The organism is Archangium sp. (genome assembly GCF_036277355.1).
Lineage (GTDB): Bacteria > Myxococcota > Myxococcia > Myxococcales > Myxococcaceae > Archangium.
This window is the reverse complement of record NZ_DASUNC010000168.1, coordinates 19,680-33,146: the sequence shown is the minus strand read 5'-3', so window position 1 is coordinate 33,146 and position 13,467 is coordinate 19,680. Positions and strand designations below refer to the sequence as shown.

13 protein-coding genes are annotated in these 13,467 nt (G+C 69.4%); 9 read left to right on the top strand and 4 right to left on the bottom strand.

The features are described from left to right. Positions 1 to 23 precede the first annotated feature (23 nt). Positions 24 to 716, bottom strand: coding sequence for a DUF4476 domain-containing protein (locus VFZ09_RS41565; RefSeq protein WP_329733347.1), 693 nt, complete (start codon positions 714 to 716; stop codon positions 24 to 26). 147 nt (positions 717 to 863) lie between these two features. On the opposite strand from VFZ09_RS41565, the gene VFZ09_RS41560 reads away from it, so the two are divergent. From VFZ09_RS41560 to VFZ09_RS41545, 4 genes are all read left to right on the top strand, one after another. Next, positions 864 to 1,346: a transcriptional regulator gene (locus VFZ09_RS41560; RefSeq protein ID WP_329733346.1), complete on the top strand. Its 483-nt coding sequence runs from the start codon at positions 864 to 866 to the stop codon at positions 1,344 to 1,346. 105 nt (positions 1,347 to 1,451) lie between these two features. Then, a complete protein-coding gene (gene grpE / locus VFZ09_RS41555) occupies positions 1,452 to 2,429 on the top strand; it encodes a nucleotide exchange factor GrpE (protein ID WP_329733345.1) in 978 nt (325 codons plus the stop codon). A gap of 6 nt (positions 2,430 to 2,435) precedes the next feature. Beyond that, the gene (gene dnaK, locus VFZ09_RS41550; protein WP_329733344.1) at positions 2,436 to 4,268 is read left to right on the top strand and encodes a molecular chaperone DnaK; all 1,833 of its coding nucleotides are present in this window, start codon (positions 2,436 to 2,438) and stop codon (positions 4,266 to 4,268) included. Between the two features lie 5 nt (positions 4,269 to 4,273). After that, positions 4,274 to 5,770: a serine/threonine-protein kinase gene (locus VFZ09_RS41545; RefSeq protein WP_329733343.1), complete on the top strand. Its 1,497-nt coding sequence runs from the start codon at positions 4,274 to 4,276 to the stop codon at positions 5,768 to 5,770. Here VFZ09_RS41545 and VFZ09_RS41540 read toward each other — a convergent pair. Then, positions 5,767 to 6,480: a hypothetical protein gene (locus VFZ09_RS41540; RefSeq protein ID WP_329733342.1), complete on the bottom strand. Its 714-nt coding sequence runs from the start codon at positions 6,478 to 6,480 to the stop codon at positions 5,767 to 5,769. The two genes, VFZ09_RS41545 and VFZ09_RS41540, sit on opposite strands and share 4 nt — an antisense overlap. Positions 6,481 to 6,725: 245 nt before the next feature. Between VFZ09_RS41540 and VFZ09_RS41535 the strand changes: the two genes are divergently transcribed. Genes VFZ09_RS41535 through VFZ09_RS41515 form a run of 5 tightly spaced genes read left to right on the top strand, consistent with a single transcriptional unit; the run spans position 6,726 to position 11,536 of the window. Continuing rightward, positions 6,726 to 7,931 (top strand): ABC transporter substrate-binding protein, encoded by a 1,206-nt coding sequence (locus VFZ09_RS41535; protein WP_329733341.1) that lies wholly within the window; start codon positions 6,726 to 6,728, stop codon positions 7,929 to 7,931. After that, on the top strand, positions 7,931 to 8,860 hold the full coding sequence (locus VFZ09_RS41530; protein ID WP_329733340.1) for a branched-chain amino acid ABC transporter permease: 930 nt from the start codon (positions 7,931 to 7,933) through the stop codon (positions 8,858 to 8,860). The genes VFZ09_RS41535 and VFZ09_RS41530 overlap by 1 nt, the downstream gene beginning before the upstream one ends. Before the next feature lie 8 nt (positions 8,861 to 8,868). Beyond that, a complete protein-coding gene (locus VFZ09_RS41525) occupies positions 8,869 to 9,933 on the top strand; it encodes a branched-chain amino acid ABC transporter permease (protein WP_329733339.1) in 1,065 nt (354 codons plus the stop codon). Then, a complete protein-coding gene (locus VFZ09_RS41520; RefSeq protein WP_329733338.1) occupies positions 9,933 to 10,784 on the top strand; it encodes an ABC transporter ATP-binding protein in 852 nt (283 codons plus the stop codon). Before VFZ09_RS41525 ends, VFZ09_RS41520 begins: the two co-directional genes overlap by 1 nt. Beyond that, complete coding sequence (locus VFZ09_RS41515; protein ID WP_349257914.1) at positions 10,781 to 11,536, top strand: ABC transporter ATP-binding protein; 756 nt, start codon at positions 10,781 to 10,783, stop codon at positions 11,534 to 11,536. Before VFZ09_RS41520 ends, VFZ09_RS41515 begins: the two co-directional genes overlap by 4 nt. A gap of 49 nt (positions 11,537 to 11,585) precedes the next feature. Here the strand turns inward: VFZ09_RS41515 and VFZ09_RS41510 are convergent, their stop codons facing one another. Beyond that, positions 11,586 to 12,587, bottom strand: coding sequence for a hypothetical protein (locus tag VFZ09_RS41510; RefSeq protein ID WP_329733337.1), 1,002 nt, complete (start codon positions 12,585 to 12,587; stop codon positions 11,586 to 11,588). 272 nt (positions 12,588 to 12,859) lie between these two features. Continuing rightward, positions 12,860 to 13,105 carry a hypothetical protein gene (locus tag VFZ09_RS41505; RefSeq protein ID WP_329733336.1) on the bottom strand — a complete coding sequence of 82 codons (246 nt, stop codon included), beginning with the start codon at positions 13,103 to 13,105 and terminating at the stop codon, positions 12,860 to 12,862. Positions 13,106 to 13,467 lie beyond the last annotated feature (362 nt).

The window sequence follows — 13,467 nt, the reverse complement described above, 5'->3', positions numbered from 1 at the left end:
GATCGGGCTCCAGACTCGGGGCTTTACGGGGTGGACGTGGCCAGGATGCGCTTGAGCTCGTCCTTGTCGCTGGAGTGCTCGAAGGACTCGTACAGCTTGAAGCCGTTCTCCAGGTCCAGCAGGCGCGGGCGCAGCAGGCGCATGGCCTTGATGCGGTCGTTGGAGAAGGCGAAGGAGCGCAGGAGCTGCTGCGCCTGGGCCACCAGGAAGTACTGGGTGGACGCGGCCTGCTCCAGCACGTTCAGCTGATCATCCGAGAAGGGCTCGTGGCGGATGGCGCTCAGCAGCGACTGCAGCATGGACTCGGAGATGGGCTGCACCGAGGGCTGCGGGGGCGGAGGAGCGGGGCGCGGCGGCTCCGTGCGCGCGGGGGGCGCGTTCGCCACGTGCCGGCCCACGTCCTTGAGGCTCGCGCGCGCGTCCTCGAGCAGCTTCTGCAGCTGCTTGTCCCGCCTGGCCTGGCCGGTGGCCTGGGCGAGCTTCTCGTTGATGCGGGCCAGCTGCTGCATCAGCGAGTCGCGGTCCACCACCACCGGGGTGGCCACCATGGGGCCCGGGATGAACGGGCCGCTCGGGTTGGGGGCCGGGGCCGGGGTGCCGGGGGGCGGCCGCAGGGACTCGGCCTGGGCGGCGGGCTGGGGCTCGGGCTTGATCTTGTTGTTCTGCGCCAGGGCCGGGGCCGCCAGCAGGGCCGCGGCAATCAGGACTGCTCTCATCCGTCTCTCCAGGGGTGAAGATTGCTTTGCGCTCCGGGCGGGGGTGCAGTCTGATGCGCCGACCTGCGCTCGCCGGATGGGCGCGCACTATAGCCTGCCCGGCCGGATGCCGGGCGGCTCGCACTGTCCGTGAGGGAGAAGAGACCGATGGCCGAGAAATGGGACAAGCAGCTGATGGGCTTCCTCAAGCGCACCGGTGAGGAGCTCAAGCGCTCCAGCGAGGAGCTCAAGACCGAGGCGCAGCGGCTGATGGTGGAGGTGAAGGACCCCGCCAAGCAGGCCAAGGTGAAGGAGGGCATCGAGAACCTGCGCACCTTCGCGGTCTCCGCGGGCAAGCAGGTCGCCGAGCGCATCGAGTCCGCCGTGCGTCAGGTGGAGGAGACCCTCGAGGGCGCCATCGAGGGCCACAAGGGCGCCTCCACCCCGGCCCCCCAGCCCAAGGCCGAGCCCCCGGCCGCCGCGCCCCCCGCCGGGAAGAAGGCCGCGGCCAAGACGGGCACCAAGTCCATCGGCCGCAAGAAGACGGCCACCAAGGCTCCCGCCAAGAAGGCCGCCGCCAAGAAGGCCGCCGCCAAGACGGGCACCAAGAAGTCCATCGGCCGCAAGAAGCCCGCCCGTCCGGCCTCCTGAGAGGCATCCATCCGCTCTGGAATCCTCTAGAGGGGCCACATGGGCGGCCTGCGTCTGACCGCTCCGGGCGTTGGATCAACCTGCGCCCCGTGACATAGTGCGCTCGTGGCCGGCTCCAACCGAGACGAGAAGGGCAGCTTCCAGACAGACATCTCGCAGGACGTCATCGACGCGGCGCTCGAGAGCGTCGAGCGTCACGTCCAGCCTCCCGCCCAGGCGCAGGAGGACGAGTACCCCGAGAATGTCACCACCATGGAAATGGAGATCCCCGAGGGTGGGGTCCCCATGGAGATGGACATCCCCGAGGGGGTCACCATGGAGGTGGCCATCCCCGAGGGCTGCGTCACCGAGCCCGAGGCTCCCGCCAGTGGCGGCGAGGGCGGGCTTAGGGCCGCGCTGCACGATGCCCATCGCGAGTTGAAGGAGATGCGCCGCGCGCGCGACGAGGCGCGTGAGCTGCTGGCGCAGGCCCGCCGCGAGCTGGAGGAGGCCCGCCAGCAGCTCGAGTTCAGCCAGTCCCGCAGCCGCGAGACGATGGACCGTCTCAAGGACACCCACGAGCGCGCCCTGCGTGCCACGGCGGACCTGGAGAACTACCGCAAGCGCGCCCAGAAGGAGAAGGAGGAGATCCAGAAGTTCGGCTCCGAGCGTCTGCTCAAGGACTTCCTCCCGGTGGTGGACAACCTGGATCGCGCGCTGGAGGCGGCCCAGAAGTCCGCGGACTTCGAGAGCCTGCGCACCGGCGTGGAGATGACGCGCAAGCTGTTCGACAGCGCCTTCGGCAAGCACGGGGTGAAGGTCTTCTCCGCCGCCGGCCAGCCCTTTGATCCGCGCCTGCACGAGGCCATGCAGCAGGTGGAGAGCGCCGCGGTGCCCGCGGGCCACGTGCTGTACGAGGCCGTGCGCGGCTACATGCTCAACGAGCGGCTCATGCGGCCCGCGCTGGTCGTGGTGGCGCGTGCGCCCGCCGCTCCGCCGCCCGCGGCCGAGCCGACCTCTTCTTCAGACACGACGCCGGAGGGTGGACCCACGGGGGGGAACACCACCGAGCAGACCGGAACCACTCCCTCGGGGAGCCAGTAGGACGCCATGGGCAAGGTGATTGGAATCGATCTGGGGACGACCAACTCGTGCGTCGCCGTCATGGAGGGCGGCGAGCCGGTGGTCATCCCCAACAGCGAGGGCAGCCGCACCACGCCGTCCATGGTGGGCTTCACCGAGTCCGGTGAGCGTCTGGTGGGCCAGATTGCCAAGCGGCAGGGCATCACCAACCCGGAGAACACGGTGTTCGCCGTCAAGCGGCTCATCGGCCGCAAGTTCGACTCGCCCGAGGCCAAGAAGGCCATCAGCGTGAGTCCCTTCCGCGTGGCGCCCAGCCCCAACGGGGACGCCTGGGTGGAGATCCGCGGCAAGGGCTACAGCCCGCCGGAAATCAGCGCCATCGTGCTGATGAAGATGAAGCAGACGGCCGAGGACTACCTGGGCGAGCCCGTCACCGAGGCCGTCATCACCGTCCCGGCCTACTTCAACGACAGCCAGCGCCAGGCCACCAAGGACGCGGGCCGCATCGCCGGCCTCAACGTGCTGCGCATCATCAACGAGCCCACCGCCGCCGCGCTCGCCTACGGCCTGGACAAGGTGCGCGACATGGGCTCCGAGCGCATCGCCGTCTACGACCTGGGCGGTGGCACGTTCGATATCTCCATCCTGGAGCTCAGCTCGGGCGTCTTCGAGGTCAAGAGCACCAACGGCGACACCTTCCTCGGCGGTGAGGACTTCGATCAGCGCCTCATCGACTTCCTCGCCAAGCGCTTCGCCGAGCAGAACAACGGCCTGGATCTGCGCAAGGACCGCATGGCGCTGCAGCGCCTGAAGGAGGCGGCCGAGCGCGCCAAGCACGAGCTGTCCAGCGCGACGGAGACGGAGGTGAACCTGCCCTTCATCACCGCGGACGCCACGGGCCCCAAGCACCTCACCGAGACGGTGGAGCGCAGCACCTTCGAGGCGCTGGTGGCGGACCTGGTCGAGCGCTCCATCGAGCCGTGCCGCATCGCGCTCAAGGACGCGGGCATCACCGCGCCGCAGGTGCACCAGGTGCTGCTGGTGGGCGGCATGACGCGCATGCCCGCGGTGCAGCAGAAGGTGAAGGAGTTCTTCGGCAAGGAGCCGCACAAGGGCATCAACCCGGACGAGGTCGTCGCCGTGGGCGCGGCCATCCAGGGTGGCGTGCTCAAGGGCGAGGTGAAGGACGTCCTCCTGCTGGACGTGACGCCGCTGTCGCTCGGCGTGGAGACGGCCGGCGGGGTCTTCACCAAGATCATCGACAAGAACACCACCATCCCCTGCAAGAAGGGCCAGGTGTTCTCCACCGCGGTGGACAACCAGCCGCTGGTGTCCGTGCACGTGCTCCAGGGCGAGCGCGAGATGGCGGTGGACAACAAGACGCTGGCGCGCTTCGAGCTGGTGGGCATTCCCCCGGCGCCCCGTGGCGTGCCGCAGATCGAAGTCTCCTTCGACATCGACGCCAACGGCATCGTGCACGTGAGCGCCAAGGACCTGGGCACCGGCAAGGTGCAGCAGGTGCGCGTGGTGGGCAACTCGGGCCTGTCCGAGGCGGAGATTCAAGCGATGATCTCCGACGCCCAGGCCAACCAGTCCACGGACAAGCTCAAGAAGGAGCTGGCCGAGCTGCGCAACAACGCCGACTCGCTCATCTACACCACGGAGAAGAGCCTGGAGGAGTACGGCAACGTCCTCCAGGAGAAGGACCGCGAGGAGATCAAGGCGGACGTGGAGCACCTCAAGGAGCTGTTCAAGGGCACGGACGCGGCCGCCATCAAGGAGGCCTACCAGCGCCTGGAGACCAGCGCCTACCGCATCGCGGACGCGCTCTACGCGGACCAGTCGAAGTCCGGCTCCTGAGCCTCGTGGAATTCCCTTCGCTCGAAGCCGAGGTCGCCTTCCTGCGCGGCCTCAACGCCGTGGTGCGGATGGCGGACGACATCCTCGAGGACTGCCTGGAGCGGGGCCTGAGCCTCGACGCGGCGGTGGATGTGTTCCTCACCCAGTGCGCGCGGCTGGTGCATGCCTCGGCGGGCTTCGTCAGCCTGCGGGGCACGGCGGGCCCCGTGCTCACCCGGGTGCTCGGCCAGCCCGGCGTGGACGTCTTCGAGGCCGCCACCTGGAAGGGCGCCCACCCCCTGTCCGGCAAGCGGATGTTGTTCTGCGCGCCGCTGGCGCTCGGGCGGTTGGAGCTGGGCACCCTGGGGCTGGTGGTGGAGGGGCGCTTCGACGACGGGGGCTGGCTGGTGATGAAGCTGGTGGAGGCCATTGGCGACCAGCTGGACAACGCGGTGCTGGCCTTCCTGTCGCTCACCGATGGCCGCGGCGTGTTGGAGCGGCTGGACGAGCTGGCCCCCGAGGAGGATCCGCTGACGGGGCCGCGCGGGCGCATCGGCCGCTACGAGCTGGTGACGCCGCTGGGCACCGGAGGCATGGCGCAGGTGCTGGTGGCGCGCACGCGGGGCCCCGAGGGGCTCGGCCGGCTGGTGGCGCTCAAGCGGATTCTGCCGCACCTGGCCTCGGACCCGGACATCGTGAAGCAGTTCCTGGACGAGGCCCGCATCGGCCTGCGGCTGAGCCACCCCAACCTCGTCACCTTCCACGACTTCGGCGAGTCGCAGGGCGCCTACTACCTGGTGATGGAGCTGGTGCGCGGGGTGGACTTCGACCGGCTGCTGAAGACGACGCGGCCCGCGCCGGACGTGACGGTGGCCATCGTGCTGCAGGCGCTGCACGGGCTGCACGCGGCGCACCAGGCCCGGGGCGAGGACGGCGTGCCGTTGCGGCTGGTGCACCGCGACCTGTCGCCGCACAACCTGATGGTGGGCTTCGACGGGCGGGTGAAGGTGCTGGACTTCGGCGTGGCCAAGGCGCGCGCCCAGCGCACCGTGACGCTGCCGGGCATCGTGAAGGGCAAGCCCCTCTACATGTCGCCGGAGCAGGCGCGGGGCGAGCGGCTGGATGCGCGCAGCGATCTCTTCGCCATGGGCCTCATCCTCTACGAGGCCTTCACGGGCAAGCGCGCCTTCGATCGCGGGGACGAGCTGGAGTCCATGCACGCCATCTGCGACGACACGCTGAGCCGGCCGGCGGGCCTGTCGCTGCCGTTGTGGGAGGTGCTGGAGGTGGCGCTCGCCAAGCAGGCGGACAACCGCTACGCCAGCGCGCTCCAGATGGCGGAGGCGCTGGCGGAGGCGTGTCCCCCGGCGCGCGAGGCGGACGTGGGCCGGCTCATGGCCACGCACTTCCCCGAGCGCCTGCGAGGCTTCGAGCGGCTGGAGCGCGTCCACCTCTCGTCGAACACGCCCGCGGTGGGGGAGACGCGGTTGCGCCCCGGCACGACGGGCCGCTCGGGCGGTTAGATGCCGCGCTTGTTCAGCGGGTCGGTCTCGCCGCTGAGGTCCAGCTTGCGCGTGCCCTCGGTGTCGTCCCGGCGCACCCCCGTCCGCATGTGGCCGTCCCCGTAGAGCTCGTCATGGGCGTGCAGCAGCTCGTCGTCCGTGAGGGCGCGCTCGCGGGCCGACTCCTCCTCGGCGCGCAGCGGCGTGGACGTCACCCCCGTCTCGTCGGAGGCGCGCATCACGGGCCGCTCCACCACCTCCCGGTGGATGGGGATGCCGATGCCCCGGTCGCGGTCCTCCTCGGTGAGGATGGGGCTGGCCCGGGCGCCTTCCGTGTTGTACGGGCCGATCTCCTGGGCTCCCAGGTCCTGCGTGCGCAGTTCCTCGGGGCGCGCGTTGAAGGGCAGGCCCGTGCGCTCGCCCTGGTTCACCCACGCGCTGTCCGTGCCCTGCACCCGGACGTTTCCAATCCCCTCGCGCTGGGCGATGGTGTCCGAGCCATAGGGCACCTCGTCGGAGAACGCCCGGAGGCTGTCCCTGCCGTGGGCGAGGATGACCTCCCCGTTGCGCAGTTCGCTGATCTCCGCATACCGGACGGAGTAGTCCTTCGGGAAGAAGAGCCCCTTCTCGATGTGGAATTCCGAGTCACCGACGGCGTACACCTTGCCGAGCTTGTGGCCGTCGATGCTGCGGACCGTCATGCCTTCCTTGATGTCTCCGCGCTGGTACATGTCCGCCTCCTGGGAATGTTCGTCTGCGTCAAAAGTGGGGACCCGGGCGGGGGAGGGCATCCTCCAGGGGGGAGAGGGGCGAGAGCCTCGGCGGCTCGGGGGTCCTCCAAGGGGGAGGGCTGCGACTCCGGGTGGAAAATACCCAGGGGGGAGCGGGCGGGCGAGGTGTTGCGAGCTTGACCCCTCTTTCGCATCCCCATAGAAAACCGGGGCTTTTCCGTGGCCCGACCCAGGAGATGCCCCTCATGCGCCGTTTCGCCCCGATGATCCTCGCCGCGTTCGCGCTGTTCGCGGGCGCCTGCGAGAAGAAGACCCAGCCCGCGCCCTCCGGAGAGGGAAAGCAGGGCGGGCAGGTTGCCCAGCCGGCGGCCGGTGGAGGCGCTCCCGCGGCTTCGAACACCATCGTGCTGGGCGAGGTGGGCAGCCTCACCGGCGCCCAGGCCACCTTCGGGGTGTCCACCCGCAACGGCATCGAGCTGGCCCTCAAGGAGGCCAACGCGGCCGGTGGGGTGAAGGGCAAGAAGCTCGAGGTGCGCGTCTATGACGACCAGGGCAAGCCCGAGGAGGCCGCCCAGGCCGTCACCCGTCTCATCACCCAGGACAAGGTGGTGCTCATCCTCGGCGAGGTGGCCTCGTCCAACTCGCTGGCCATGGCCGAGAAGGCCCAGGCGGCCGGGGTGCCGATGATTACCCCGTCCTCCACCAACCCCAAGGTCACGGAGAAGGGCGAGTACATCTTCCGCGTGTGCTTCATCGACCCCTTCCAGGGCTTCGTGATGGCGAAGTTCGCCCGCGAGCACCTGAAGGCGGACCGGGTGGCCATCCTCCAGGACAACAAGAGCGCCTACTCCATCGGCCTCACGGACGTGTTCACGCAGAAGTTCACGGAGATGGGCGGCAAGGTCGTCACCACGCAGAGCTACTCGCAGGGCGACACGAACTTCCGCGCGCAGCTCACCGCCATCAAGAAGGAGAAGCCGCAGGCCGTCTACGTGCCGGGCTACTACAACGACGTGGGCATCATCGCCCGCCAGGCGCGCGAGATGGGCGTGACGGTGCCGCTGATGGGCGGTGATGGCTGGGACTCCGACAAGCTCTACGAGCTGGCCGGGAACGCACTGGATGGCAGCTACTTCTCCAACCACTACTCGCCGTCCGATCCGAATCCGAAGGTGCAGAAGTTCATCTCGGACTACAAGGCGGCGTATGGCGCCGTGCCGGACGCGCTCGCGGCGCTCGGCTATGACGCGGCCAAGGTGGCCATCGCCGCGCTCGAGCGGGCCAAGGACCTGAGCGGCCCGGCCGTGCGCGAGGCCATCGCCCAGACGAAGGACTTCCCGGGCGTGGCGGGCACCATCACGCTGGACCAGAACCGGAATGCGGTGAAGTCGGCGGCGATCCTGAAGATCGCCAACGGCAAGACCGAGTTCGTCACCACCATCCATCCTTAATGTCCGAGCTCCTCCAGCATCTCATCAACGGCATCTCCGCGGGTACCATCTACGCGCTCGTCGCGCTCGGGTACACGATGGTGTATGGCGTTCTCAAGCTCATCAACTTCGCCCACGGCGACGTGATGATGGTGGGCGTGTACATGGGCTACGCCACGGCGTTCGCGCTGGGGCGTCAGGCGCAGAGCTCCACCTGGGGCGTGCTGCTCATCTTCCTGGTGGCCATGGGCGGCTGCGCCCTCATGGGCTTCCTCATCGAGCGCTTCGCCTACCGGCCGCTGCGCGAGAAGCCGCGGCTCACCGCGCTCATCACCGCCATCGGCATCTCGTTCACGCTCTCGTACGGCTTCCAGCTCGACATCGGCTTCCTGCCGGGCTCGGCGCCGCGCGCCTTCCCTCAAATCATCCAGCCCGCGCAGTGGTTCACCCTGGGCGACCCCGAGTTCCCGGACGTGGTGGTGTGGAACTGGCAGGTCATCTCCCTGGTGTTGGCGGTGGGGTTGATGGCGGGCCTGCAGTACCTCGTGTACGGCACGCGCTTCGGGCGGGCCATGCGGGCGGTCTCGTTCGATCATCGCGTGGCGGCGCTGATGGGCATCCCCACGGACCGGGTCATCTCGGTGACGTTCATGATCGGCAGCGCGCTGGCGGCGGGCGCCGGCCTGCTGTACGCCATCAAGGACACGTCGGTGAGCCCGCTGATGGGGCTGTACGTGGGCCTGAAGGCCTTCGTGGCGGCGGTCATCGGGGGTATTGGCAACGTGCCGGGCGCCATGGTGGGCGGGCTGCTGCTGGGCCTGGTGGAAGAGTTCGTGGTGGGCTACGCGGCGAGCACCTGGCGTGACGCGGTGGCCTTCGGCTTCCTCATCCTCGTGCTGCTCGTCCGGCCCGGCGGTCTCTTCGGCCGGGTCGCGGCGGAGAAGGTCTGACGCCGCCCATGCAAACCGCTTCCGCTGTCTCTGGTTCCGGGACTCCCTCGGGGGTCCCCGCCTCCCTCCGGGGCATCCTCCCCGTGCTGGTGGCCGTGCCGGTGCTGCTCGTGCTGGATTGGCTGCTGAGCAACTCGCCGTTCGCCAACTACCTGCTGTCCATCATGGCGGTGAACATCATCCTCGCGGTGAGCCTCAACATCGTGAACGGGATGACGGGCCAGTTCTCCATCGGCCACGCGGGCTTCATGGCGGTGGGGGCCTACCTGGCCGGTGTCACGTCGCTGGCGCTCAAGGACGTGGCCCTCTCCTTCCTGCCGGTGGCGGTGAGTGATCAGGTGTTCCTCGTGGTGGCGCTGCTGGTGGGCGGCATCTCCGCGGCGCTGGCCGGCTTCCTGGTGGGTCTGCCCAGCCTGCGTCTCCGGGGCGACTACCTGGCCATCGTGACGCTGGGCTTCGGGGAGATCATCCGCGTGGCGGTGACGAACACCGAGGCCTTCGGACGGGCGCTGGGCCTGAGTGGCATCCCCCAGACGTCCTCGGTGGCCATGGTGGGCTTCTGGGTGTTCCTGGTGGTGCTGGTGGCGCGCCGGATTGCCGGCTCCAGCCACGGCCGCAGCCTCTGGGCCATCCGCGAGGACGAGGTGGCCGCCGAGGCCATGGGCGTGAACACCACGGGCTACAAGGTGCGCGCCTTCGTCGTTTCGTCCTTCTTCGCGGGCGTGGCCGGCGGGCTGTTCGCCCACTTCGTGCCCATCATCAACCCGGGCTCCTTCACCTTCGTGAAGTCGATGGAGATCGTCGTGATGGTGGTGCTGGGCGGGCTGGGCTCGACCACGGGCGCCATCGTGGCGGCGGTGTTCCTCACGCTGCTGCCCGAGGGCCTGCGCTCGGCCTTCAGCGCGTTCGGCTCCGAGAGCACCCTGGCGCAGCAGGTGGATCAGATCCGCATGCCCGTGTACGGCCTGCTGCTGGTGGTGCTGATGCTGTCGCGCCCGCAGGGGTTGTTCGGCACGAAGGAGCTGTGGGAAGTGGTTCCGCGATGGATTCCTCGCCGCCGGAAGGGGATGTGATGAGCGGCCCGCTGCTCGAAGCCGTGGGGGTGAGCATCCAGTTCGGAGGCCTCAAGGCGCTCTCGGACTTCAACCTCGCCATCCACAAGGGAGACCTGCAGGGGCTCATCGGCCCCAACGGCGCGGGCAAGACGACCGCGTTCAACGTGCTGACGGGCGTGTACCAGCCCACCCAGGGCGAGGTGCGCGTGTCCGGGCAGCGGGTGAACGGGCGGCTGCCGCACCAAATCAACCACCTGGGACTGGCGCGCACCTTCCAGAACATCCGCCTGTTCCGGGCGCTGACGGCGTTGGACAACGTGAAGGTGGCGTGCCGGGGCCAGGCGGCGCTGCACCCGGAGGGCGTGGGCCTGGGCGCGAAGTTCCGCGGGGCGCTGAGCAACTACCGCGACTGGTGGCGGGCACTGCTGCTGACGCCGGGCTTCCAGGCCGAGGAGCGCGAGCTCACGCGGCAGGCCGAGCACCTGCTGGAGGTGATGGGCCTGGCGCACCGCCGCGACGAGGAGGCGCGCAACCTGCCCTACGGTGAGCAGCGGCGGTTGGAGATTGCGCGCGCGCTGGGCACGCGGCCCAAGGTGCTGCTGCTGGACGAGCCGGCGGCGGGCATGAACACGCGCGAGAAGGCGGATTTGATGGTGCTCATCCGCAAGCTCCGGGACGAGTTCGACCTGGGGATTCTCGTCATCGAGCACGACATGAAGCTCGTGATGGGCATCTGCGAGAAGATCACGGTGCTGGACCACGGCGAGACGATTGCCCGGGGCGCGCCGGCCGAGGTGCGCAGCGACCGGAAGGTCATCGAGGCGTACCTGGGAGACAGCTACCTGGAGTCGCACGGAGGCGCGGCGTGAGCGAGGCACAGGTGAAGGTGCTGGGCGCGCGCCAGGAGTTCGCGCCGTTGCTGACGGTGGACGGGGTGAAGGTGTCCTACGGGGCCATCCAGGCGCTCAAGGGCGTGACGCTGAAGGTGGGCAAGGGCGAGGTGGTGGCGCTCATCGGCGCCAACGGGGCGGGGAAGACGAGCACGCTGCGGGCGGTGAGCGGGATGCTCAAGCCGGTGGGTGGGCGCATCTCCTTCGGGGGCGAGGACACCACGGGCGCGAAGGCGCATACGCTGGTGCCGCGCGGCATGGCGCACGCGCCCGAGGGCCGGGGCATCTTCCCGAACCTGACGGTGCTGGAGAACCTGGAGCTGGGCGCGTACCTGCGCAGCGACGCGGACGGCATCGCGGCGGACCTGGAGAAGAGCTACGCGCTCTTCCCGAAGCTGAAGGAGCGGCGCAAGCAGCTGGCGGGGACGCTGTCGGGAGGCGAGCAGCAGATGCTGGCGATTGCCCGCGCGCTGCTGAGCCGGCCCAAGCTGCTGCTGCTGGACGAGCCCTCGCTGGGGCTGGCGCCGCAGGTGACGGAGACGATCTTCCGCAACCTCCGGGACGTGAACGCCGCGGGCGTGAGCATCCTGCTGGTGGAGCAGAACGCGCACCTGGCGTTGAACTTCGCCCACTACGGCTACGTGCTGGAGACGGGCGAGGTGGTGATGGAAGGACCGGGCAAGGCGCTGCTGGAGAGCCCGGAGATCCGCAAGGCCTACCTGGGCGAGTAACCCTCACTCCCTCTCCCTCTGGGAGAGGGTTGGGGTGAGGGTCTTCGCCTCAGGGCAGGACGCCGAGGACGCTCACCCCGCCAGGGCCCACCGAGAGGGCGGCGACACCCGGAGCGGGAGGCGCCTTCCGGTCATTGAGCCAGAGATACACACCCGTACCGACGAGCGCGGCACCCACGCCGGCACTCACGCCCGCGAGGATGCGCTGGGTGGTGGCCTGCTGACGCAACTGGCTGATGTTGGCCAGCTCGGACTGGGGCGGGTAGCGGTCGTTGGCGTAGGGCTTGTTGGACTCGATCATCGCGTTGTTGCCGCTGACGGCGAAGTACCCCGCGAGGCCGAGCGCCACGACACCCGCGCCCGCGGACGTATAGGCCGCGGGGGTCTTCCAGGTACGCCCGTCGCTCGTGGCGCGCTGGCTCACGACGATGGCCGGAGGCGGGGCGGACGGGGTGGGCGCCTCGGCCAGTGGCGCCGGGACCAGGGGGGTGGGCTCCTGGGCGGGCGGGGGCGTGGTGGCCACGAGCGGCGGAGGAGGCGGCTGCTCGACGAGGGGCGTGACCTTGATGGGGACGAGGTTGAGCTGCTCGCGCAGGCGGGTGATGGCGGTGCGGATGAGCTCGGCCTGGGGCTGGCCGCGGCTGCGGATCTGGATGCTCTTTTGATCGACCACCTCGCCGCGGGGGTTCACCACGAGACCGGAGACGCGGGTGAGCTGGCCGGGGTCGAGCGTGATGAGGACGGCGCGGCTGGCCTGGGTGGCGGTGGCGAGCCTGCCGAGACACTCGGCGGGCTTCTTGGAGGGAGCGCAGGACTTCTTGGGCTCCTTGTCGAGGAAGGCGCGGACCTGGTCGGAGGGGACGAGCTGGACGTCGCCGCGGGCGATCTCGGTGGCGCAGATGGCCTGGTGGTCCTGGACCTTGTTCTTGTCCTTCTCGCCGACGATGGCGCACGGGTGCAGGGCGACGAAGTCGGACTGGGCCGAGGCGGCGGGAGCGAGCAGGAGGCCGAGCGCGAGGAGGAGGGGCCGCGGGGCGGGGTGAGGTTTCACGGAAGACCCCCGAGAAGGGACAGGTCGGTCGCGGAATGGTCATCGAGTGGAGATGGCCAGGGGAGCGCAACTTCCGCGAGTAGGAGCACCATGCTATCCACCAGAGGTGGGCCGTCAAATGGGTTTGGGGAGATGAGCGTGATGCTTCGCAAGGTCCTCGGAACGGTGCTGCTGTTGGGGGCACTCGCGGGATGCACCGCACCTCTTCGGGTGTGCGAGACGGATGCGGATTGTCCGAACGGAGGAACGTGCGATCCGGAGCGGAAGCTGTGTTACTCGGCGAGCGCGGAGGGGGGGGCGTGCGAGCCGGCGTGCGCGCCGTACCAGGCGTGCACGCTGGCGAACGTTTGCGTCCCCCGGTACACGGCGCTGGTGGTGACGCCGGGAGACGGCGGGGTGGTGGGCGCGGGTCCGGTGCCGGTGACGGCGGAGCTGCGGGTGGGGACGGGGTTCGCGGGCAACTTCCCCGAGACGCTGAGCTTCAGTGTGGTGGCGAGCGACGGTGGGACGGGAGGCACGTTCACAGCGGTGACGCGGAGTGACGGTGTCTACTCCACGGAGTGGGTGCCAGCGGGGGAGGGGGCGTTCCGGCTGACGGCGGCGTACCCGGCGACTGGAGGCCCGAGTACCACGGTGAGTTTGACGGCGGACACGACGGGGCCGGCTTTCGTGGTGTTCGTGCCCCCTGCGGATGCGGGCGTGGCGGATGGTGGGACGACCTACGGGGATCCAGAGCCGGGTTTCGCTACGGCGTGGCGTCGTGACCAGGTGGTGCCGGTGGAGGTTCGGACGAACGAGCCGCGCCTGGATCCTAGCTCCGTGACAGTTGCATTGACGGGTACGGATGGAGGAACCGCGCCTGCTGTTGCTGTGACTGCGT

Bases quoted from the DNA above. Each gene is read 5' to 3' on its own strand.
- VFZ09_RS41535 (WP_329733341.1), top strand. From the start codon at position 6,726: ATGCGCCGTTTCGCCCCGATGATCCTCGCCGCGTTCGCGCTGTTCGCG.
- VFZ09_RS41560 (WP_329733346.1), top strand. From the start codon at position 864: ATGGCCGAGAAATGGGACAAGCAGCTGATGGGCTTCCTCAAGCGCACC.
- VFZ09_RS41520 (WP_329733338.1), top strand. From the start codon at position 9,933: ATGAGCGGCCCGCTGCTCGAAGCCGTGGGGGTGAGCATCCAGTTCGGA.
- dnaK (WP_329733344.1), top strand. From the start codon at position 2,436: ATGGGCAAGGTGATTGGAATCGATCTGGGGACGACCAACTCGTGCGTC.
- VFZ09_RS41530 (WP_329733340.1), top strand. From the start codon at position 7,931: ATGTCCGAGCTCCTCCAGCATCTCATCAACGGCATCTCCGCGGGTACC.
- VFZ09_RS41540 (WP_329733342.1), bottom strand. From the start codon at position 6,480: ATGTACCAGCGCGGAGACATCAAGGAAGGCATGACGGTCCGCAGCATC.
- VFZ09_RS41565 (WP_329733347.1), bottom strand. From the start codon at position 716: ATGAGAGCAGTCCTGATTGCCGCGGCCCTGCTGGCGGCCCCGGCCCTG.
- VFZ09_RS41525 (WP_329733339.1), top strand. From the start codon at position 8,869: ATGCAAACCGCTTCCGCTGTCTCTGGTTCCGGGACTCCCTCGGGGGTC.